This window comes from Marinobacter lacisalsi, from assembly GCF_042651045.1.
Lineage (GTDB): Bacteria > Pseudomonadota > Gammaproteobacteria > Pseudomonadales > Oleiphilaceae > Marinobacter > Marinobacter lacisalsi.
Map to the genome: position 1 here is coordinate 703338 of NZ_JBHSDI010000001.1, position 21569 is coordinate 724906.

Genomic DNA, 21569 nt, shown 5'->3' on the forward strand with positions numbered 1-21569 from the left:
CCTGTTGGATTGCGCGCGTATACCAAAGCGGGGAAGGGCGCGTCTCCCAGCAGGCCTGAGCATGAACGCAGAACGCACCAGGTCCCCGGTCTGAGGTCTTCGGGCCGGGCCCGGTGTGTTATTGAAGAAACTTGCGCACGTCCAGCTTGTAGTCGTCCGGCTCGACCGCCCGCAGGATATGGTCCTGCACGCCTGGCCGGGCCAGGTCCAGTACCTCCAGCGGAATCGGCATGCGGAACCGGGTGTGATACATCAGCCGAACCACCGGCTGGCGCTGGTCGTCCTCGTTGCCTTCAATCACCACGCCCAGGCGGCCACTTTCCAGCAGCACCATGGATCCCACGGGGTAGAGGCCCAGGCAACGGATAAAGTGGCGGACCAGGGTCGGGTCCAGGTGGTCACCGCTCCATTCAAGCAGCTTCTTCAGACCCTGGGTTGGCGTCATGCCCTTGTGGTAGACCCGGTCACTGGTAATGGCGTCGTACACATCGGCAATGGCGGCCATTCGCCCGTAGACGGAAATCTCGTCGTCACGCAGTCCTTTCGGGTAACCGCTGCCATCCAGGCGCTCGTGGTGCTCGGCGGCGGTCAGCACAGACAGTTCGCCGATACCCTCGGTCCCGGCCAGGATCTGGTGGGAATGGGCGGCATGCTCCTTCATGATTTCGAACTCCTCAGGCGTCAGGCGCCCGGGCTTGTGAAGGATCTCGTCCGGCGTGAGAATCTTGCCAATATCATGGAGCAGGGCGCCAACAATGGTCTGGTGCAGCACATCGCTGCTATGCCCGACCGACTTGCCGAAGATGGACATCAGCACACTCAGGTTCACTGAGTGTTCCAGCAGGTAGTTGTCTTTCTCGCGGATGCGGCCCAGGCAGGCCAGGGCGTTATGGTTACGGAAGACAGAGCCCTGCAGGTTTTCCGCCAGTTCGTGGACTGGCGACAGGTCGATGGCCTTGCCCAGCTTCACATTCTGCATCAGGTTTCCCACCAGGCCCTGTGCCTGCTGGTGAATGGCCAGGGCCGAGACCATCTCATCGGCGATGTCGGCCCGGCGGAAGGCCACCGGTGGTTCTTCCGCTACCCGGTCAAGTGTGGCCTGATTGGCCTGGTCCACCTCATGGGCTGGCTCGCCATCGGGGGAGTCCAGGCCCCGTCCGGTATCGATATAGATGTACTTGACGCCCAGCCTCCCGATCTTTTCGATGGTGGCCTCGTTGCGGATAAACCCCTTCCGCCGCTGGTTGTTGTGGGGTACCCAGTCGTTGTTGAGGTCGGTCAGGTACATCCCCACGCGCAGGGCGGACAGCGGAATGCGTTTTATCATGTTGGCAGTCGCCTGAATCAGCCGGCCGGGAAGAAGGTACGCAGGCTGTTCCGGTAAGTCTGGGCCAGCACCTCGCTGAGATCCAGCTCTTTGACCTCAGCGATCTTCTCGGCAACGAACGGCAGGTAGAACGGGGCGTTCTCGCGACCGCGATACGGGACCGGAGTCAGGAACGGGGAATCGGTTTCCAGCAGGATCTGCTCGATGGGAGCCATGCGCACAATGTCCCTGACGTTTTCCGCCTTGTTGAAGGTGGTGATACCGTTGAAGCCGAGGCACCAGCCCTGGTCCAGGGCATAGCGGGCCAGCCCGGGGCCGGAGGTGAAGCTGTGGATCACGCCCCGGCGCTTCAGTGTATCCTCGAATTCGGACAGGATACGGATAGTATCTTCGTCCGCTTCCCGGCTATGGATCACCACCGGCTGGTCCAGTTCGGCGGCAATCTGCAACTGACGGCGGAAGACCTGTTTCTGGACCTCGCGGTCGGCGTTGTCGTAGAAATAGTCGAGACCGATTTCACCGATGGCGACGATCTTGTCGTCCTTGCCATGACGGCGGATTTCCTCCTCGCAGGCATCGGAGTAGGATTCCGCGTCGTGGGGGTGGATGCCCTGGGTGCCGTACAGCCACGGCTGGCGGCCACTGAGTTCACGGACCCTGGCCAGGTTGTCCGGAGACACGGCAATGGTGATAACCCGCTCAATGTTCACGCCCCGGGTTTTCTCGAGTGTCTCCTCCAGGGGCCGGTCCTTGAGGTAGTCAAGGTGGCAATGGGTCTCGATCAGGGGCTGGTCGAAAACAGGGATGTCTCGTCTCTTGCGGCTCATAGCTGCTAACCTGATGGTAAAAGGTGAGCAGTTTATCACCCCGGCGGTCGTTACCGAACCATCGTCGCCATAGCCTGAATCTATCAAGTTGCCATTTCCGGAGTCCTGCCATCCCCATGATAACGACACGGTTCAACGAACCCTGGCTCTACGATCCCCGCCAGCCCCGGTTGAGTGATTATGCCTCGGATATAGACGACGATCTGGTGCCCGACCTTGAGCCCGAGCTGGAGCAGATCGGAGAGCACCAGCGGCGATTGTGGGCGAATGGTCGCAACGCCTGCCTGCTGGTATTCCACGGCCTGGACGCCAGCGGCAAGGACAGCCTGATTCGCACACTGGCAACCTACATGGATCCCGCCGGCTTTCATGCCTGGTCCTTCAGCCGGCCAAATGAGTTGGAGCGGGCCCATGATTTTCTATGGCGCGTGGTCTCCTACCTGCCCGCGCTGGGGGAGCTGACGGCCTTCAATCGTAGTCATCACGAAGCCGTCATGGCCGAACGCCTGTGGCCGGTCCGCGACGAGGACCACTACAACTGGCAGGCACGCTACGCCGCCATCCGGGCCTTTGAGCAGCACCTGGTGCAGGAGGGTACCACCGTGATCAAGGTGTGGCTGGAACTCTCCCCCGGGGAGCATCGCCGGCGCCTGCTCAAGCGGCTGGACAAGCCACGCAAGCGCTGGAAATTCGACCGTTCCGACATTGAAGCCTGGCGTCGCCGCGAAGAGTACCTGGCGGCTGTGGAAGAGGGTATTGCCGCAACCCATACGCCAGAGGCTCCATGGCTGATTATTCCGGGCGACCGCAAACCGGTGGCCCGGGCGCTGGTCGCCCGCATTGTCGCCGAGCAACTGATGCATCTGGCGCCGGACTATCCGGAATACGATGAGGGTGTGCTCGAACAGTACCGCGCCTTGCTGAAAGACGAGGAAGGCGGGAAAGGCAAATAGGGCGATGACATCCTTTGACCAGCGCTGGCAGCAGCTCAATGACTGGCTGCGTCGACATCTTGGGCTCTGGCAACCGGTGCCGTTCGCGGAGCCGGCCCCGTCATGGACGCACCAGTGGCCGGCACTGGCGGCGTGGCTCGAGCAACTTGATGACGCCCGGTGCGAACGCTACGAGGAACAACCGGAACGACTGGTCGAGGACATTAAGCATTGGCTACCCGGGCTGACGGATTATCCGGCGTTGATATCGCTGCCGGACCTGAACCCCGGCCCCTCGGAAGTGGAGGCGGCCACCCTGGCGGAACGGGATGCCGTGGATATGCCCGGCCGCAAGCGGCAACAGGCCGGGGCCTTCACCGCCGCCCTGTTGCCGTTGGGCCAGTCGCCACTGGACTGGTGTTGTGGCAAGGGACACCTGTCCCGCACGCTCGCCCGGCGTGGCAAGGTGCCGGTTACCGGCTACGAGTGGAGTGCTGATCTGGTGGAGGACGGCAACCGCCTGGCGGCCCGCTATGGCGACCCGGTGACTCTGCTCTGCCATGATGTGATGGCTGAAGATCTGCCCTGGCCGCCACAGGCCCATGGTGTGGCATTGCATGCCTGTGGAGACCTGCACCGCAAGCTGATCCGCGATGGCGTTGAGAGACGCCAGCCCCGGCTCAGTTTTTCCCCCTGTTGCTATCATCTCACCGGCACCCACCAGTACAGCCCCCTGTCTTCCCGGGCCCGTGCAAACAATGCGAGCCTGGCATTGAGTCGGGACGAACTGCGGCTGGCCGTACGGGAGACGGTCACAGCACCCACCCGGGTTAGGCTACAGACCGCCCGCGCCAGCCAGTGGCGGTTGGGGTTTGATGGGCTGCAGCGTTGGCTGAGAGGTGTGGATGAGTACCTGCCCCTGCCGCCGCATCCGAAGCGATTGGAGAAGGAGGGTTTTGAGGCCTTCTGCCACTGGGCCACCGTTCAGAAGGGGCTCGCCCTGCCTGACGGCGTGGATTTCGACCATTGGCTGGACCATGGTGAGACAAGAACCGCCACAGTGCGTCGATTCGAGCTGCTACGCCATCTGTTCCGCCGCCCCCTGGAGCTATGGGTGGTGCTGGACTATACGCTGTTTCTGGAGGAGTCCGGTTACGAGGTGCGACTGGGGACCTTCTGCGATCGGGTGCTGACACCCCGTAACCTGTTGGTGGACGCGGTTCTCAAACGAGCATGAAAAAAGGCGCCCGGAGGCGCCTTTAAGCGGTTGTGAAGAACCGTCGTCGGATCAGCGACGAACCTGAATGCGGGCTTCAACCCGGCGATTCTGGGCACGGCCTTCATCGGTCTCGTTGGTGGCTACCGGGTCAGACTCGCCGTAGCCCACCGGTGTTACCCGGTCGCTGTCGATGTCATAGAGCTGAATCAGACGATCGGCCACTGCTTCGGCACGACGCTGGGACAGGTCCTGGTTGTACTCGGCGGCGCCAGTGCTGTCGGTATGACCGGCGATTTCCGTGGTCACATCCGGGTCGGCTTTCAGGGCATCGGCAATCTCACGGATGTCATCGTCATACTGGTTACCGATCTCTGCACTGTTCAGCGGGAAGGTGATGTACAGAGTGATGGTCTCCAGGGTGACCAGCTCACACCCGCGTTCGCCCACTTCGGCGCCCGCCCGGGTTCCGGGGCAATCGTCCAGGCGATCAACCACGCCGTCACCGTCGCTGTCCAGCTCACAACCATTCCGGTCAACGGAGGCTCCGGCTACCGTGCCCGGGCATTGGTCACGGTTGTTGGGTACGCCGTCGCCGTCGCTATCCGGTTCCGGCGCAGGAGCCGGTGCGGGAGCGGGGGGCTCGGGCTCACTGGTGTTGCGGCTGAAGGCGAGGCTCAGACCCAGCGACGCCTGGGCATCGAAGGTGCTTTCGTCAATGCCGTGCAGTGCACGCAGGTCAGCACGCAGTGACACAAGGTCGGTCACGTTGTAGCGGACACCGCCACCAAGGTTGACCCGGGTTTCGTCATGCTCGGTGCCCGGTGTGGTTGTGGTGCCGCCATCAAAGTCGGCATGGCCCACACCGGCGGCCAGGTAAGGGTTGACCTTTTCGCTCTGGCTTCCGAAATAGTACAGGCCGTCGACACGAACCTCATCGAAATCCACGTCGCCACTGCTGCCCTTGATATCCGGGTTGGCGGTGGAGTAGACCGCCTCGACAGCCCACTGGGGCAGGAACCGGTATTCCAGGCCAAAGCCGTAGGTGGCTTCTTCGTCCAGGTCACGTTTGTCGTCAAAATACTGATAACCGGCAAACGGGTTGATATAGATCGTCTCGATATCGTCGTTTGCCAGGGTCGGGGTAGTGACTGCAGCGGCAAGTATGGCCGCGGACAGGGGGCGTAGTGTGTTCATGTCGATTCCTTTTTCCTTGCGAGTTTAAGACATCTTGTTCCGGGCGCTTTGCACTAAGTTAAGTTTTGTAACCCTCTGTATACAAGTGACAATTAACGAAGGTTCGGTATCTACGCAGAGGTCAGTGGGATAGATGACCAGAAGGCAATTTGTGGACGGGTTCTCAATTTATTGAAATGAATCGGAAAACTGGCTCAGGGTTTGCTGTACTCCACGCGTTCCACGCAGCCGTTTCTGAAATAAACGTAAGTTAGCTCGTAAAGGGCACCGTAGTATCGGGTCTGGTAAACCCAGGTTTCCTGGGGGGTTGTGTAGACTTCCGAGGTAGGACCGAACGCCCTTTTCACGTGCTCGCGGGTCATACCACGCACCACCTGTTCCCGGGCCAGGTAGGTGCGCAGGTCGGTGGAACTGATAAAGCGGCAGGTGTCATCTTCCGCTACCCCGGGCTCGTCGTCGGCGCTGTCATCCGGGTAGCTGTCAAAGTCAGGCAGGTTGTCACCGACGCTGCCGCCAACCCGGTTGTCCCGTAGGATGACGGTTTCGGGATCCGGGCCACAGGGCTGGTCGGAGAACTGGACCCCGTCCGGCCCCTCGCACCGGTACACTGACTCACCGGCTGCTGATGCGGTCACGCTAAACAGCAGTGTGATCAGCCCCAGCCATAGCCAGAGGCCTGATTGCTGAGCGGTTTTCCTGAACCTGAACATTGGCAAGCCTCATTGGGTGATGGCCCGGAAATACAGGTGCGCGCTTTTCTTGCTGAAGGTGAGTAGTCGCCCCTCATCGAAACGCACATCAAACGACGATTCCTCCTCGGCAAGCACAGTCCCTGGCCCGAAAATGGCGTGGTTCAGTCGCTGACAGGCCCACAGGGGCTGGTTGTCGGTCACCGGGCTGGGGGCCTCGCCCTTCAGGCTGACAGTCTCACGGCTGGCATAGCGCTGGCCTACCGGGGTCAGCGGCAGGTCTACCTCGAACTGGTCGCTGTCTTCATGGCCCTGTTTACGTTGGTCCAGCCAGCGGCCAAATCGTTCGCTCAGGTCATGGCAGAGTTCACCCACAAATCGGCTGGGGGCCTGGTCCGCATCCACCGCGGGACGTGTGCCCCCGGGGCGGGTGATCAGGTGCAATTCATTCCGGGTACGGGTTATGGCGACGTACAGCAGGCGACGCTCGCTTTCCATGAAAGCCTGCAGGTCATCCTGCTGACGCGGGCTGTAGGGCAGGTATTTTTCCTGCAGCCCGGGGATGATTACCCGTGACCACTCCAGCCCCTTGGTGCGGTGGATGGTGGACAGCAGTACACCACGGTTGTCCTCGCTGTTGTGGTCCTGCCGCTCCAGGGCCTGACGTCTCAGCGTCTGCAGGTGCTGGAGGGCCTCGGCCGGCGGCACGTCCAGTGACGCCAGATAGGCCCGGAAGCCCTGCACGGTATCAATACGTTCATTGGCGGTTTCATGGGTAAGGGCGAGGCCGCGAATGCCCTCGAACAGTTCGGTCTGTTCCGCGTACCGGCCCAGCAGGGTGGCCACGGAGCCGGAGAAGCCGCTGAGCGACACCAGCGCCTCGCCCAGGCGCCGTAACTTGCGGGCCGGCATGGGGCCGAGGGCGGACTCGTCCAGGCTGAGCAGGCAGTTACCCCAGTCGGATTCGAAACCCGCGAGCATCTGTGCCATATGGCCCAGCTCCTGCTCCTTCAGGCCTACGTGGGGGAAGCGCAGCAGGTTGCGGGCTGTGTCCAGCCGGTCCTGGGCGGTCAGGTGGGGAAGTTGTCCGGTGACCACCTTCAACAGGCTCGTGATGGCCTCCACCTCACGGCTGAACAGGGCCCCCTTGCCGGCATCAATGCGATAGGGGATCTGCCGCGCCAGCAGTCGCAGTTCAATGGGAACACTCTGGCTCCAGACCCGGAACAGGATGGCGGTCTGCTGTTGTTCGGCTTCGGGCAGCCCTTCCAGCAGCTTGACCACCACGCCCCCATCCTGCTCGCTCTCATGGAGCTGGATGCGGCTGGCCGGCGTGGAAGGGTGGGCGTGGCACAGCACGTCGTGACGGCCCTGGTTGTGGGTGATCAGGTGATTGGCCAGCAGCGCCACCCGATGGCCGTAGCGGAAGCTGTAGCTCAGGGTGTGCTGCAGTGGCTCGTCGAATTCCTCCCGGAAGCGTCGCAGGATGAATTCCGGCCTGGCGCCACGGAACTCGTAGATGGTCTGGTCCGGGTCGCCCACCACCGTGACCCGGGCCCGGTCACCGGCCACGTAGCGCAGCAGCAGGTGCTGGATCTCGTTGGTGTCCTGGTACTCGTCCACCAGCACCAGGTCCATCTTGTTACCCACCAGCCGCTGCAGGGCCGTGTTCTGGTGAATGGCCATCACCGGCTCGTAGAGCATATCGGCGAAGGTGATCTGGCTGCGCTCCTTGCGCCATTGCTCGAAGGCATGGAACAGGTCGATCAGGTAACGGTGGCGGTCGCTGTAGCCCAGCTCCTCGAACACCACTTCCACCGGCGTGAGGGTGGTCTTCACCAGGTCGATGAAGTTGGTGGCGGTCTCCACATAATCCTTCTTGTTGCGGCGTATCTCGTCCGCCAGATCTTCCGGGGCCAGCTGCCGGGTCAGCAGCCAGGCCTGGTAGCTGATCTCCTGCTCGGTGAGAATCCTGTCGGAGAAGGCGGGCAGGTAGCCCTCCTGCACAAAACGCTTGTACAGCCGCAGGCCCATGGCGTGGTAGGTACGCACCTCCGGCAGCGTCAGCCCCAGGTCACGGGTGACATCCCGCAGCTTGCGTTCAAAGTCGACGCGGGCGCTGCGGTTGAACATCAGCACCAGCATGCGCCGCGGGTCGTGGCCCTGTTGCAGCAGCCAGCGCAGGCGCCAGGCCAGGGTGGTGGTCTTGCCACTGCCGGCCACGGCGGTAATCAGCGCATGCTCGTGGCCGGCGGTGATAATGTCGCGCTGTTCGGAGGTAAGAAAGTCGGGGAGTTGGCTGGTCATGGCACCATTGTAAAGGGCCCCTGACACCCGGTCATCCTTCCCCCATAATGGCGGCTCATTTCAGACAAGGAGCGACAGCATGGCAATGGTACTGGAAGAGTCGGTCAACGTACTGGGCGAGACCCTGGAGGCCTGCGGCAACGATCCGCTCACCGGCTTCTATCGGGATGGCTGTTGCAATACCGGCCCGGACGATCTCGGCAGCCATACCGTCTGCACCGTGGTCACCGACGAGTTCCTGGCCTTTTCCCGCAGCAAGGGCAATGACCTGAGCACACCACGGCCGGAATTCGATTTTCCCGGTCTGCGGGCCGGCGACGGCTGGTGCCTGTGTGCGGCCCGCTGGAACGAAGCCCTGGAGGCAGGTTGTGCCCCCCGGGTCCGGTTACGGGCCACCCACAAAGCGGCACTGGAGGTCTGTGACCTGGCGGACCTGAAACGCCATGGGGTGGATCTGAGCTAGTGGCGGGCAACGAGTGGCAGGCCCTGACGGAGCAACTGGCGGTGCGGGGTGAGCGGCGACTGGTGCTGATCGAGGGCGAGCGTGATCAGGTGCTTTCCTGTGCGCGTGGTGTTCTCGAGAAGCTGGCGCCGGAGCATGGTTTTTGGGTGGGGGAGAGCCAATGTAACCCCCACTCCGCACTCCAGCCACTCGCGACCGCCAAGGCCCGGCAACGGCTTGGCACGGAAACCCCGTTGGTGGTCTGGGATGGCTGGCAGGGTAACCCGCCAGATGCCCTGGCGGCCATGGCCGGCACCATCCAGGCCGGAGGACTGTGGCTCTGGCTGGTGCCGCCGCTGGCGGACTGGTCGGCTTTTCCGGATCCGGATTATGCCCGGATGGGGCTGCCGGCTGGCGGTCACCACCCCTTCCTGGCGCGAATGGCCCGCACCATCTCGGACGATGGGGCCGTTATCCGGTTATCCGCAGACAATCCCGATTCGCTGCCAGTTTTGTCCCACTCAGATTCCGGACAGCCGCCATTCCAGGTGGCGGGCACCCCGGATCAGGAACAGGCCATCAATGCCATCGTTCGCGCTGGTCAGGGCCGACGCCGGCGCCCACTGGTGATGACCGCCGACCGGGGCCGGGGCAAGTCGGCGGCGCTGGGTATCGCCGCAGTCCGGTTACTGCAGGGCGGGCGAAACCGCATCGTGGTGGTGTCGCCGCGCAAGGACAATGTTGCGAGTCTGTTTCGACACGCGGCGGATCAGATGGGCATCGACTATCACGGCCAGACAAGGTTGCAGCTTGAGGCCGGCGCCAGACTGGAGTGGCTCCCGGCGGACGAGCTGCTGGCCACTCGCCCGGAGGCGGAACTGGTCCTGGTGGATGAGGCCGCCGCCCTCCCGTCGCCCCTGCTGAAGCAGATCCTGCTTGGCTGGCCCAGGGTCGTCTTTGCGTCGACAGTGCACGGCTATGAGGGCTCCGGGCGGGGGTTTAACCTTCGTTTCCGGTCAGTCCTGGACCGGGAGACGCCCCACTGGCAATCGTTGACTCTGGATCAGCCGGTACGCTGGTCCCCACAGGACCCCCTGGAGCCGCTGGTCAACCGGCTTTTCCTGTTGGATGCGGATGCGAAGGGCGCGGAGCTAACCGGCAACATCACTATTGAAGACTGGCAACCGGGCCAGGCCAGTGAGGCTGAACTTTCCCGGGCCTTTGGCCTGCTGGTGGATGCTCACTATCGCACCACCCCCGGCGACCTGCGCCAGTGGATGGACGACCCCGAAGCGGTCACCGTCGTGGCAAGGCAGGGGGCGGACATCGTCGGTGTGCTATGGGCAACGGTCGAAGGTGGCCTGGAGCCGGCCCTCGCGCATAGCGTCCTGCGGGGCGAGCGCAGGCTGAAAGGCCACCTGCTGCCCCAGTCCCTGGCCAATCACGGCGGTGATGTGGAGGCGGCCACGTTGCGGATGTTGCGCGTGGTGCGGGTGGCGGTCCACCACCAGTGCCGTCGCCAGGGCATTGGCCGAACACTGCTGGGTCACACCATCCAGAGGGCCTCGGAGATGGGGCTGGATGCCATCGGCACCAGCTATGGCGCTGCGGAAGAGCTATTGCCGTTCTGGCAATCCTCCGGCTTTGCCACGGTTCGCCTTGGCATCAGCCGCGAGGCCAGTTCCGGCGAATACGCGGTACAGATGTTGAAGGGGTTAAGTCACCGGGGTGTCGCGGCTCAACAACGCCTGTCCGCACGATTCGCCGAGCAATGGCCGGTGTTGCTGCCGGTGGTCTGGCCCGCCCTGGCGCCGTCGCTGGTTCTCGCAATCACGGCTGATCTTCCGGCTGCGGTGCCCCTCACGGAGCAGGAGCTTATTGAGTTGGACGCTTTTGCTCACGGGCATCGGGGTTTTGAGTTGACCTTGCCGGCGTTGAAGCGGCTCACTGTTCAGGCTTGTGTCGCCAGCAGATTACAGCCTTCCAGGGAGGCTGATCTGTGGGTCAAATGCGTGGTTCAGAACCAGAGCTGGGACGCCGTCCGGTCGACAAGCCTCTGCACCGGGCGTCGTGATGGCGAGGCTCGATTGAGGCGGCTGGTCGTCGGGTTGCTCGCATCCGATTGAGGTGGTGGTCGAGGTCTCCTGCGACACCCAGCGGGTTTCGTGACCCTCAAGGCGTCCTCATCAACTCCCTCGCCCGTGACAGCAGCGGCTGGGCCTGCCGGGTCCGGTTGCGGGCCAGCATGCTGTCGGCCATGGCCAGGTAAGCGTCTGACAGTTGCTGGCGGACGTTGGCCAGGGGCTCGAAATTGGACGGCAGTCGGTTCAGTACAGAGATCATCTCCTCGTAGACCTTGTCCAACTGGTCGCGGCTGCCGGCATTGGCGATTTCATTGCGCCAGCGTTCGAAGCGGTCGGCGTAGAAGTCCTCGGCCGCCTCGGCCGGGAACACGGCCTGATCATTGCCGTTGGCGATTTCGGCGTAGTATTCCCCAAGCTCCTTGATGGAGGTTTCCATGGTGGCTGCCCGGGCCAGTTTCTCGGACACGCCAGGCTGGTCGGCGAACAGCCGTTCACCAAGGATCAGCAGGCGGGCCAGGGCCGCGTCGTTGTCGGAGTCCAGGGCTTCAGACAGTTGCTGGTCGAATTGCTGGACCGCTTCTTCGGAGGGCGTGAATGTCCTGGCGCCAATCAACTGGAGGTCACGGGTGAGTTCCGTTACGTCTTCCCAGGCTTGCTGGCTGCGATAGTCACCCTCGACCAGTCGTGCCGCCAGCTCATCACCGAGTGCGGCCTCCAGGGACTGGCGACGGCGAATGATCTGATCCTCCAGTTCGGCCAGCTGGCGATCCCGCGGGTAGATGGTGCCGGCCTCCGCCAGCAGGTCGAGGGCGGCGGGAATGTCCGGTAGCTCCTGGTCACTGCGACCACCGACCAGGATGCCCTCAATCCGTGTCAGGTACCAGTCCAGCAGCTGATCGGACTGCTGGCGCAGGATGCCGTTTCGTTCCAGTGACGGTAACGCGTCCACTTCCGTCAATAGCTGTTCCGGGGGCAGCGCCATCACCCGGCTGATCTCCGCCTCGTGTTGTTCCTTTTCCGCGAGGGTCTGTTCGGCGGCCATGGCCCGTGTGTATTGCTGATACCAGAGGAAGCTTCCTGCCGCTGCTGCCACAACCACTACCGCCGAGGCGGCCCATGGCTGCCAGCGCAACGGCGTCATGCGCCGCTGGATCAGTTCCAGGGAGCTGTAGCGGGGGTCGTAGCGGAGGTTGCGCTTGACCACCCGCCAGAAGCGGCGGGGCATGCTTTTGGGCTTTTTCAGCTTGTAGGTGCCCAGCTCTTCCAGGGTCAGCTTCTGGCGATCGAAGGGGTGCCGGGAAGACAGCAGTTCATAGCTGATACAGGCCAGGGCATACAGGTCATCCTGGGGCGATGGGTCCTTGCCCTCGATCAGTTCCGGCGACGCGTAGGCCGGGGTATAGCCGTAGATGGAGGTTTCATCCTCGCCACGGGGGTTCAGGTAGTCTTCCGGCTGTTGGGCCTGGAGCGCCCGGGACACACCAAAATCCAGTAGTTTGATGCGGCCTTCCCGGGTAAAGAAGATATTGGACGGCTTCAGGTCGGCGTGAACAATGCCCTGGCTGTGGGAATACTCCAGGGCGCTGGCCACCTGCCGCAGAACCGCGACGCAGCCTTTCCACTTCAGGCCGTTGGGTTTGGCCCGCTGGATAATCCGTGACAGCGGCTCGCCTTCCAGCAGTTCCATGACCAGAAACCAGGTATCGCCGTCGTGGTTCAGGTCGTGGATACGGATGATGTTGGGGTGGGACAGGCGCTTGGACTTGGCGGCTTCCCGGGCCAGCAGGCTGCGGGCGCCCGGGTCGCGGGTCAGGCTGGTGCGCAGGATTTTCAGGGCCACCATGCAGTCCCGGGAACCGGCCTTCTCCAGGTTCTGGTCCACGGCCTTGTAGACATCGCTCATGCCGCCTGAGGCGATCAGGGAAACAATCCGGTAGCGGCCATTCAGCAACATGCCCAGGCGCTTGTGGCGGGGGCCTTCAGGCGCGTCATGCCCTCTGTCCGCAGGCGCCTGCAAACCCGGTGTGTGGGTTTGGGTGCTGTCGTCAAGAATGGTGTCGTTGGCGTCCATCCGGAATATCCTTACCGCTGTTCGTCCATGGGTGCGCATGCGCCTGTCCGGGCCGGAATTCAGGGGCTCGGTATGGCCGTCAGGCGTTTCACTGTCAGGGTCAGGGAGAGTGCGTAAGGGGTAATGGCCGGTGCCATGAGTCAGACCGGTCCGGCAGAGCCGACGGTGTTGGTCGGTTGCCCGTTCCTCTTGCTCCCTGAGGATTAACGGCTGGCTGACATCGTTCTGGTTCGGAACGGAGTCAGGGCGCGTCAGAATTCCTGAGACTGGAATGCTAGTCAGGTAGGATGCATCAAGTCAAGCGGCCTGTTTTCCTTAAAGGTCGGTAATGTGACGCGTCTCCGGTTATGTATGGTCAGGCGATCGCAGGCCGGGATAACCGTGATTGACATTACCTGGCACTGTGCATAATCTCTGTCCGGTCGGTAATCGGGCGTCCACCGTAATAGAGGCGGCGCCGCTTGCCTCCAACCCAGGATGTACCTGCCCCGGCAGGTCGGGAATGCGCGTCAGCCGCCAGGCTGCCGGGCCAGGACAGATGTCAAAGGAAGGATTGGCTCATGGAAATCGAGCTCGCCATCACCAGCTATCAGCGGTTATCGCCCGCCGTCACCTCCACCAGACGATTCGCGCCCGGTCAGACTTGGGTGGTCGGTCGTTCGGAAGCCTGTGACTGGCACCTGCCTGACCCCGGCAAGGTGGTCTCTTCCCGCCACGCGGAGATCCGTTGCGACGGCAACGGCCGTTTTCTGATCCGTGATATCTCAACCAACGGTGTGTTTATCAACGATAGTCCGGACCCGCTGGGTTCTGATGCCGAGTCGCCCCTCAACAATGGCGACCGCCTGCGTTTCGGCGATTATGAGCTGTCTGTGAGTCTGGTGGGGGCGGAAACAGCTGCCAATGCCGGTCACAAGGCAGCGGCCATGGCTGCCCCGGAGCAGCCTGCTGCTTCATCTTCTGCCCTCGCCAGCGCCATGCCCACGCCTGATCCGGAGCCTGTGCCCCGGGGGCAGGGCAGCAGTGACATGAATTCAGTGCTGGCATCCGGGCTCAATGAACGCTTCCTGGGTGACAGCCACGTTGAGATGCCGAAATCGGGCATTCCCGATCAATGGGACTGGGGGTCGGTGTCCGGGCCGGAGGAAGAAACCGAACGGGCAACGAAGCAGCAGGCTGATCAGCTCCAGGCACTGCTGGAGGGGCTCGGTCTGCGGGGGATGGACCCGGCGTCGCTCACCGCCGGCCAGTGTCGCGCCCTGGGCGACCTGACCAGAACCCTGCTGGACCGGCTGCTGGACCTGCTGCATATGCGAGCCCGACAGAAGCAGCAGCTGCGGGTAAAGCAGACCCTCTTCCAGCGCAGTGAAAACAATCCGCTGAAATTCTCCGCCACCTCCAGCGATGCCCTGGAAAGTCTGCTGTTCCGCCGGCACCCCTCCTTCCTGGGGCCGGAGGAAGCGGTTTCCCAGGCGTTCAGTGATGTGGTCAGCCATGAGCGCGCGCTGTTACAGGGTGTGGAGGAGGTTATCCGGGATATCCTGCAGCCCCCGTCCGGTGAGGCCGGCGGCGGGTTGCTCCGGACGCGTAAAGCGCTGGCAGCAATGCATGAGCAGCGCCAGCAGCATCTGCAGGAGTACGGCGATGTCGACCGTATGCTGCGCAGCGATACTTTTGTGGACGCCTATGAAGTGGCGGTCAGTCGTAGTGAAAGGGAGTAGTCAGACAATGCGATGGTTTCAGTGTTTGTTCCTGGTAAGTGTAGTGCTGCTGAACGGCTGCGCCGTGGCCAATTACGTGGTGGACCCTTATACCAACCTCAGTTTCGAGGCCAGTGACGACATCAACCCCGATGCGTCCGGACGGGCCTCGCCGCTGGTGATCCGGGTGTATGAGCTGCGGTCCGTGGACACTTTCCGCAGCGCCGGGTTCTTCGACCTGTACGACGAGCCAGACAGTGTGCTGAACGAGGATCTGCTGTCGATGCAGGAAGTGTTGCTGCGTCCGGAGCTGGTGGAAAAGCTGCCCACCATGACCTTGCACGAAAACACTCGCTACCTGGGGATTGTGGCGGCTTTCCAGAATATTGATGAGGCCGAGTGGAAAATGATCCTGGATGCCAAGCCGAAGGGCTATCAGGACATCAGGATCGCCGTGGACGGCCTCGGGCTAGAGCGGATTCGCGACTAACCGGGCTTGCTGACCAGAGCCCGGAACGCAACAGATTAAAAAGGACAGCACATCATGGAACGATTGGCCAAAGTCGCCTGGTCTGAGGGCATGTTGCTCAGACCTCAGCATTTCCAGCAACAGGACCGCTTCCTGTACCACTCCGCCTGCCAGCGCCACAACCTGATGAACCCGCATGGTTACGGTGTGCGGGAGCTGGTCATGGACCAGCAGGCTCCGGCCCTCGGTCAGATCAGCCTGGTCAGGGTGACCGGTATTTTCCCGGATGGCATGCCGTTCTCCTTCGACCAGAGCGATGGCCTGGAGCTTGACGTGCCTGGCGATGCCCGGGATGAGCTGATCTGGCTGGCGGTGCCTACCGAGCGCCAGGCCGGTATCAATATTGCGGTGCCGGACCAGGGGCAGGTGGCCCGGTACCTGTTCCAGGAGAGCAGTGTCCAGGATGATTCCGACGAAAGCGGCGAGGAAGAAACCCTTGGCCTGGCCCGACTGAACCCGTCCCTGCGTATGGGGCGCGAGGATTTGGCCGGCTACGCGGCCATCCCCGTAGCCCGGGTGGTGGAAGTGATTGCCGACAAGGAAGTACGCCTCGACCGTAATTTCATGCCGCCCTGCCTGGATATTGACCGTATTGCGCCACTGTCCTCACTGGTGCGCGAATCCCTGGCCATGGTCAAGCAGCGGGGCAAGGCCTTGGCCGGGCGCATGCAGAAAGGCGCCGAGCAGTCCACAACGCTGTTTGATGTGCTCATGCTGCAAACCCTGAACCGCTGGCAGCCGACCCTGGAGCATCTCAAGGACAGCCCGCTGGTGCATCCGGAACGCTTCTATGAGCTGGTGGTCACCCTGATCGGTGAACTAGCCACCTTTACCCGCGCCGAGAAAGTACCACCGAAGTTGCCGGAATATCGCCATGACCGGCTCACGGAAACCTTCGGTGACCTGGCTGCGGCCCTCAGCCAGTCGCTGAGCACGGTGCTGGAGCAGACTGCGGTCGCGCTGAAGCTGGAAGAGGCCCAGTTCGGCATCAAGGTGGCCCCGCTGACCGACAAGTCCATGCTGGAAACCGCCCAGTTTGTGCTGGCGGTGCAGGCAGACCTCACCACCGAGGACATCCGCCGTCGCCTGCCGGCCCAGATCAAGCTGGGACCGGTGGAGCACATTCGCGATCTGGTCAACAACCACCTGCCGGGTATCGGTATCAGTGCCCTGCCGGTGGCGCCACGGCAGATTCCGTTCCACGCCGGCTATCACTACTTCCTGCTGGACAACAAGAGTGACCGCTGGGAGCAGCTCAAGCAGAGCGGTGGCCTCGCCCTGCATGTGTCCGGTAACTACCCCGGTCTCAAGCTGGAACTCTGGGCCATCAGGCAGTAATCCAGACTCAGGGACGTTGAGGATCAGACAGGGACGACGACATGAACGACAGTACCGTAATCAAGCCCAGGCCGGGTGCCCGGCAGGTAGATCCGAGGCCCGATCGGCCATCACCTGACGATGACCGCACCCTGCTGTCATCCCCGGGTGGGGGTAGCACCGACGGTGGTTTTCCAACTGACTCCACAGGCCGTTTCCGCCTGCCATCCACCCAGCTGGGGCCGGTTTGTGATGAGGCCTCACGGCTACTGTCCGTGGCCAACCGCCTGTCCCGGGCGGAAAGCGTGGAAGACATGACCCACCTGCGGCGCCAGTGCATGGACCTGGTGCGTGAATACCGGGCGGCGCTGAAGGCGGCGGACCAGAGCCCGGAAACCGTTGATGTAGCCTCCTACTGTGTCTGTGCCCTGCTGGACGAGATCGTACTCAACAGTAGCTGGGGGCAGAGCGGCCAGTGGGCGGCGGCCTCCCTGCTGTCGGAGTTCCACTCCCAGACCTGGTCCGGCACCCATTTCTTCGAACTGGTGGACAAGGCACGGCGCACCTCCAATGTGCCGGTGATGATGCTGCAGTACCTGTGCCTGTCGCTGGGTTTCAAGGGGCGTTACCGGGTCGAGGAGCGCGGTGAGGAGCAGCTGGATATCCTGCGGGACTGCCTGTACCACGAGATCTGCGCTGATCAGGGGCGTTTTTCCACACCCTTTGATCGCAGCTGGGAAGACCGGGTTACCCCGGGTGCCGGGCTGACCCATGGCATCCCCCTGTGGGTGGGAGCTGCTGTCTGTGCGGTGGCGCTTTTGCTGGGTTACCTGTGGTCGACCCATCTGCTCGATTCGTTTGCGGAGCCGGTACTGGCGGACCTCAACAGTGTCGGCGTGCCCGAGCGCCCGGCCCAGGAAGGTCCAGGCAACCCGGACGACCTGCGCTACCTGAAGCAGATGCTGCAGACCGAGATCGACATGGGGCTGGTGGAGCTGGACGGGGAAGGCGCCGGCACCCGGCTGCGTATCGGCAATGAGGCGCTGTTCGTCTCCGGCGGTGTCGACGTCAGCGAGGACATGGTCCCGGTGATCAGCAAGATTGCCCGGGCCCTGGAATCCACCAGTGGTTCCATACTGGTGACCGGCCATACGGATAACCGGCCGATTGCCACCACGCGGTACCCCTCCAACTGGCACCTGTCGCTGGCGCGGGCCACCTCGGTGTCCGATATGCTGGGGCGCAACGGCAACCTCAAGGGGCGGTTATGGCCGGAGGGCAGGGGCGAAGCCGAGCCCCTGTTCAAGAACGATACCGCTGAGAACCGCGCCCGCAATCGTCGCGTGGAAATCCTCCTGGTACCGGAAACTTAAGGAAGAGGTCTGAGTTATGGCATGGATTCGCCGGATAACCGGTTTTTTTACCTGGCGCAGGGTATTCCTGTTTCTTGGCCTGCTGGCCCTGGTGCTGCTGATCTGGTTCGGCGGCCCGCTACTGGCCATCGCTGACTACAAGCCGCTGGCCTCGGTCGCTGCGCGGCTGGTGTTCCTGTTGAGCCTGGTGATTGTCTTCCTGGCAGTAAGCCTGTGGCGGGCCCGTCGTCAGCGCAAGGACAACGAAAAGGTTGTCACCGAGATGATGGCTGGCAACGACCAGGACGAGCTGCTCAAGGAGGAAATGGAAACCCAGCGCAACAACCTGCGCAAGGCCCTGGCCCTGATGAAGCAGTGGAAGCCGGGCCGTTTCCGTTCCGTCTACGAGCTGCCCTGGTACATGATTATCGGCGCGCCCGGCTCTGGCAAGTCCACAGCGCTGCTCAACTCCGGCCTGGAATTCCCCCTGAAAAGCGAAATGGGGCTGGATTCGGTGAAGGGTGTTGGTGGCACCCGGTACTGTGACTGGTGGTTCACCAACCGCGCCGTGATCATCGACACCGCCGGTCGCTACACCACCCAGGAATCCGGTGACAAGCGCGACGCCAAGGGCTGGAAGTCCTTCCTGGGGCTGCTGCGCAAGTATCGGTCCCGCCAGCCCATCAACGGGGTGATCCTGTCGGTCAGTGTAGCCGACTTGCTGGAGCAGACGCCCACCGAGCGCCAGCTTCATGCCCGGGCCCTGAAGCAGCGGGTGCAGGAACTTCGTAACCGTCTGGGGGTGGTGTTCCCGGTCTATGTGCTGCTTACCAAGTTCGATCTGCTGGAAGGCTTTTCGGATACCTTCGCCATGCTCTCGGAGCAGGAGCGGGAGGAGGTTTTCGGCATTACCTTCGACCTGCATTCGGTGCGGGATGCCGAGCAGCTTCCGGCCATATTCGAGCAGGAGTTTGACGGCCTGCTGGAGCGCCTGAGTCACTTCCTGCTGCACCGTTTGCAGCAGGAACGCACGCCGGAAACCCGCCGTCGTATCTACCAGTTCCCCAAGCAGGTGGCATTGCTGAAAGCACCGTTATGGAACCTGATGAAGGAAGTGTTTTTCCCGTCGGCCTACGAAGAGGTGCCCCTGCTGAGGGGTATCTACCTGGTATCCTCGGAACAGGACGGTCGCACCAGCGACAAGGTGTCCTCACTGGTGGACCGGCAGCTGAGGCTGAACGTGCCCGGCAATGCCCGACCCGGCAGTGGGCTGCCCAGCGACGGGTTCTTCCTGCATCGTCTGTTCGACAGCATCATCTTCTCGGAATACGGCCTGGCCATGGCAGACGGTGCCAAGGACCGGCGCTACCGTCGCCTGCGCCAGGTGGCCGTGGCTGCCATGGTGCTGGTTACCGCCGGTATCGGCGCGTCCTGGTACATGGAGTACCAGTGGAACCGGGACCTGATCGCCAGTTACCGGGATGACATGAGTCAGCTTCAGGATGACATGGGCCGCCTCAGGACCAGTGACGGCAACTGGCTGGTACTCAACGATACCCTGAATACCGCCGCCGGCATGCCCGGGGTGATGGGGACACCATTGCCGGAGGGCGGCAACTATCCGCTGGGCTTCTTCCAGAACGGCTCCCTGGCACAGGCGGCAGAAGGGGCCTACGGGCGCCTGCTTCAGTATCGCTTTGCCGAGATCTTCCGGGAGTCCATGGAAAGCGAGATTTCCGGCAACCTGGGCAATCTGGAATACCTGTACGAAAGCCTGAAAACCTATCTCATGGTCAGTAATCGTGAACATTTCGAGCAGGAGCAGGTGGCGGCCTGGTTTGATTTCATGCTTGCGCGGCAGATTCCCGGCGAGGTCAACCGGCCGTCCCGGGAGGCTCTGGATAAACACCTGGGGCAGTACCTGGCCCTGAACCACAACATTCCGGCAGACCGTGAACTGGTATCCCGGGCCCGGGGTGAGCTGACCGCCATGCCCTTGGATGAGCGGGCTTACCAGCGTATCCGTGCGGATGCCCTGAGTGCCGGCCTGCCCGAATTCACGGTGAACAAGGTGCTCGGTACGGTCGCCGAGGAAGTCTTCGAACGCCGCTCCGGCGCCCCCATGCGCGATGGCGTGCCGGGCCTGTACACCACCAATGGCTACCGCGGTGTGTTCGAGCCGGAGCGTGACCAGATCGTCGGCCACCTGCTGGAGGACTCCTGGGTATACGGCGAGGAAACGGAGGATTTCCGGAACCTCAATGAAGGTCGTATCAAGCAGCTGGTTGAGGACCGTTATTTTCGCGACTACATCCATGTCTGGGAGCAACTGCTGTCAGACCTGCAGGTACGGCGTTTTGATAGTACCCGTGAGGGACGTTACCTGATGAGCCTGCTGGCCGGGCCGGAAGATCCAGTGGGCCGTCTGGTGGAAGCCATCCGCTTCAATACGCGGCTGTCTGTGGAAGATTCGCAGGATCCAGCCGCCGGCGAAGCGTTGGATAACGCCAGTGAGATGGCACAGGAGGGGATGCGCCGTCGTAGCCGGGCGTTCGATCGCATGAGCCGGATCATGCCGGAAAGCATGATGGCCGAGCATGAACTGACGCCGGTGGATCGCGCCTTCCGACCGCTTCACGAGGTTAGCGAGGAAACCCTGGGCACGATCAAGGATCGCGCTAGAACCATGGCACGCTACCTGGCCGAACAGGACCAGGGCATGTCGGATGCCTTTGCTACCGTGTCCCGTTCCGATTTCGAAAATGCGGTCAAAACCCTCCACGCCGCTGTGGGCAATAGCCAGTCACCTCAGCTGCAGACCTGGCTGGGTGAGGTTCCCGGCGATGCTCGCCGCCTGGTGAAGGTGTCATCCACCCGCCGGGTCAACGATGTCTGGCGCAGCAATGTGTATCGGGAATACCAGCAGGCGATTGCCGGCCAGTATCCGTTGGCCCGGGAGGCCGACTCGGAAGTGGCCCTGGCCGACTTTGCGGCCTTCTTTGGCTATGGTGGCGTGCTGGACTCCTACTTCCAGGAACACGTGGCGGAACATGTGGATACCAGTACCTCGCCATGGACCCTGTCGCCGGCGGCGGGTATCCGTCAGTCCAGTCTTCAGGTGTTCCTGCAGGCCCGTCGCATCCGGGAGGCTTTCTTCATCAGCGGTACCCAGGAGCTGAAAGCGTCCTTCACCCTGAAGCCCGCCTACCTGGACGGCCGGGTGGCCTCCCTGCAGCTGCGAATCGGCGACCGCACCCTCAACTACCGGCACGGGCCACCCCGCACCATGGCCTTTGACTGGCCTTTGTCCTCGGGGGCCGGCGTCAGGGTCACCATGACCCGGGGCACGGGCACGGATACCGCCATCCAGGCGAACTTCGACGGTGATTGGGCGCTGTTCCGTTTCCTGGGGGCCTATGGCGGGCTATCGGGTTCCGGCCGTACCCGTAATGTCGATATCCTGTCCGATGGTTATCTGGCCACGCTGGAAATGACGCCGGATTCGGTCAAGCATCCGTTCGACCTGTCGGTGCTGCACGACTTCCGTCTGCCGTCGCGGCTCTGAACCAGAAGAGGAAA

Annotated in this window: 15 protein-coding genes; 9 read left to right on the forward strand and 6 right to left on the reverse strand. The window is 62.6% G+C overall.

Going from position 1 to position 21569, the window contains the following annotated elements; translation table 11 throughout:
* Positions 1–118: 118 nt before the first annotated feature.
* Positions 119–1327 (reverse strand): HD-GYP domain-containing protein, encoded by a 1209-nt coding sequence (locus tag ACFOZ5_RS03200; protein ID WP_379885371.1) that lies wholly within the window; start codon positions 1325–1327, stop codon positions 119–121.
* A gap of 17 nt (positions 1328–1344) precedes the next feature.
* Positions 1345–2154: a TatD family hydrolase gene (locus ACFOZ5_RS03205; RefSeq protein WP_379885372.1), complete on the reverse strand. Its 810-nt coding sequence runs from the start codon at positions 2152–2154 to the stop codon at positions 1345–1347.
* Positions 2155–2270: 116 nt separating this feature from the next.
* Here ACFOZ5_RS03205 and ACFOZ5_RS03210 point away from each other — a divergent pair, with 116 nt between their 5' ends.
* Both ACFOZ5_RS03210 and ACFOZ5_RS03215 read left to right on the forward strand, forming a co-directional pair.
* The gene (locus tag ACFOZ5_RS03210; protein ID WP_379885373.1) at positions 2271–3107 is read left to right on the forward strand and encodes a polyphosphate kinase 2 family protein; all 837 of its coding nucleotides are present in this window, start codon (positions 2271–2273) and stop codon (positions 3105–3107) included.
* 4 nt (positions 3108–3111) lie between these two features.
* The gene (locus tag ACFOZ5_RS03215) at positions 3112–4323 is read left to right on the forward strand and encodes a methyltransferase (RefSeq protein WP_379885374.1); all 1212 of its coding nucleotides are present in this window, start codon (positions 3112–3114) and stop codon (positions 4321–4323) included.
* Positions 4324–4374: 51 nt separating this feature from the next.
* Here ACFOZ5_RS03215 and ACFOZ5_RS03220 read toward each other — a convergent pair whose 3' ends face one another.
* The 3 genes from ACFOZ5_RS03220 to ACFOZ5_RS03230 form a co-directional block, all read right to left on the reverse strand.
* Positions 4375–5499: an OmpA family protein gene (locus tag ACFOZ5_RS03220; RefSeq protein WP_379885375.1), complete on the reverse strand. Its 1125-nt coding sequence runs from the start codon at positions 5497–5499 to the stop codon at positions 4375–4377.
* Between the two features lie 194 nt (positions 5500–5693).
* Entirely contained in the window at positions 5694–6209 is a 516-nt protein-coding gene (locus ACFOZ5_RS03225) for a DUF4124 domain-containing protein (protein ID WP_379885376.1), read from the reverse strand.
* Positions 6210–6218: 9 nt separating this feature from the next.
* Complete coding sequence (locus tag ACFOZ5_RS03230; RefSeq protein WP_379885425.1) at positions 6219–8495, reverse strand: ATP-dependent helicase; 2277 nt, start codon at positions 8493–8495, stop codon at positions 6219–6221.
* Between the two features lie 79 nt (positions 8496–8574).
* Between ACFOZ5_RS03230 and ACFOZ5_RS03235 the strand changes: the two genes are divergently transcribed.
* A complete protein-coding gene (locus tag ACFOZ5_RS03235) occupies positions 8575–8958 on the forward strand; it encodes a DUF2237 family protein (protein ID WP_449288616.1) in 384 nt (127 codons plus the stop codon).
* On the forward strand, positions 8958–11063 hold the full coding sequence (locus tag ACFOZ5_RS03240; RefSeq protein ID WP_379885377.1) for a tRNA(Met) cytidine acetyltransferase TmcA: 2106 nt from the start codon (positions 8958–8960) through the stop codon (positions 11061–11063). Before ACFOZ5_RS03235 ends, ACFOZ5_RS03240 begins: the two co-directional genes overlap by 1 nt.
* 46 nt (positions 11064–11109) lie before the next feature.
* On the opposite strand, the gene ACFOZ5_RS03245 is transcribed toward ACFOZ5_RS03240, so the two are convergent.
* Positions 11110–13092, reverse strand: coding sequence for a serine/threonine-protein kinase (locus ACFOZ5_RS03245; protein ID WP_379885378.1), 1983 nt, complete (start codon positions 13090–13092; stop codon positions 11110–11112).
* A 560-nt stretch (positions 13093–13652) separates the two neighbouring features.
* On the opposite strand from ACFOZ5_RS03245, the gene tagH reads away from it, so the two are divergent.
* From tagH to tssM, 5 genes are read left to right on the forward strand one after another with little or no spacing between them, the layout of a single operon-like run.
* The gene (tagH, locus tag ACFOZ5_RS03250; RefSeq protein WP_379885379.1) at positions 13653–14813 is read left to right on the forward strand and encodes a type VI secretion system-associated FHA domain protein TagH; all 1161 of its coding nucleotides are present in this window, start codon (positions 13653–13655) and stop codon (positions 14811–14813) included.
* A 7-nt stretch (positions 14814–14820) separates the two neighbouring features.
* Positions 14821–15282, forward strand: coding sequence for a type VI secretion system lipoprotein TssJ (gene tssJ, locus ACFOZ5_RS03255; RefSeq protein WP_379885380.1), 462 nt, complete (start codon positions 14821–14823; stop codon positions 15280–15282).
* Positions 15283–15336: 54 nt separating this feature from the next.
* A complete protein-coding gene (gene tssK, locus ACFOZ5_RS03260) occupies positions 15337–16659 on the forward strand; it encodes a type VI secretion system baseplate subunit TssK (protein ID WP_379885381.1) in 1323 nt (440 codons plus the stop codon).
* Between the two features lie 41 nt (positions 16660–16700).
* Complete coding sequence (tssL, locus tag ACFOZ5_RS03265; protein ID WP_379885382.1) at positions 16701–18011, forward strand: type VI secretion system protein TssL, long form; 1311 nt, start codon at positions 16701–16703, stop codon at positions 18009–18011.
* Positions 18012–18027: 16 nt separating this feature from the next.
* Entirely contained in the window at positions 18028–21555 is a 3528-nt protein-coding gene (gene tssM / locus ACFOZ5_RS03270; protein WP_379885383.1) for a type VI secretion system membrane subunit TssM, read from the forward strand.
* Positions 21556–21569 lie beyond the last annotated feature (14 nt).

What these genes read in the sequence shown, in the direction of transcription:
- ACFOZ5_RS03200 (WP_379885371.1), bottom strand. Translation starts at nt 1,327, where the DNA reads ATGATAAAACGCATTCCGCTGTCCGCCCTGCGCGTGGGGATGTACCTG.
- ACFOZ5_RS03205 (WP_379885372.1), bottom strand. Translation starts at nt 2,154, where the DNA reads ATGAGCCGCAAGAGACGAGACATCCCTGTTTTCGACCAGCCCCTGATC.
- ACFOZ5_RS03210 (WP_379885373.1), top strand. Translation starts at nt 2,271, where the DNA reads ATGATAACGACACGGTTCAACGAACCCTGGCTCTACGATCCCCGCCAG.
- ACFOZ5_RS03215 (WP_379885374.1), top strand. Translation starts at nt 3,112, where the DNA reads ATGACATCCTTTGACCAGCGCTGGCAGCAGCTCAATGACTGGCTGCGT.
- ACFOZ5_RS03220 (WP_379885375.1), bottom strand. Translation starts at nt 5,499, where the DNA reads ATGAACACACTACGCCCCCTGTCCGCGGCCATACTTGCCGCTGCAGTC.
- ACFOZ5_RS03225 (WP_379885376.1), bottom strand. Translation starts at nt 6,209, where the DNA reads ATGTTCAGGTTCAGGAAAACCGCTCAGCAATCAGGCCTCTGGCTATGG.
- ACFOZ5_RS03230 (WP_379885425.1), bottom strand. Translation starts at nt 8,495, where the DNA reads ATGACCAGCCAACTCCCCGACTTTCTTACCTCCGAACAGCGCGACATT.
- ACFOZ5_RS03235 (WP_449288616.1), top strand. Translation starts at nt 8,575, where the DNA reads ATGGCAATGGTACTGGAAGAGTCGGTCAACGTACTGGGCGAGACCCTG.
- ACFOZ5_RS03245 (WP_379885378.1), bottom strand. Translation starts at nt 13,092, where the DNA reads ATGGACGCCAACGACACCATTCTTGACGACAGCACCCAAACCCACACA.
- tagH (WP_379885379.1), top strand. Translation starts at nt 13,653, where the DNA reads ATGGAAATCGAGCTCGCCATCACCAGCTATCAGCGGTTATCGCCCGCC.
- tssJ (WP_379885380.1), top strand. Translation starts at nt 14,821, where the DNA reads ATGCGATGGTTTCAGTGTTTGTTCCTGGTAAGTGTAGTGCTGCTGAAC.
- tssK (WP_379885381.1), top strand. Translation starts at nt 15,337, where the DNA reads ATGGAACGATTGGCCAAAGTCGCCTGGTCTGAGGGCATGTTGCTCAGA.
- tssL (WP_379885382.1), top strand. Translation starts at nt 16,701, where the DNA reads ATGAACGACAGTACCGTAATCAAGCCCAGGCCGGGTGCCCGGCAGGTA.
- tssM (WP_379885383.1), top strand. Translation starts at nt 18,028, where the DNA reads ATGGCATGGATTCGCCGGATAACCGGTTTTTTTACCTGGCGCAGGGTA.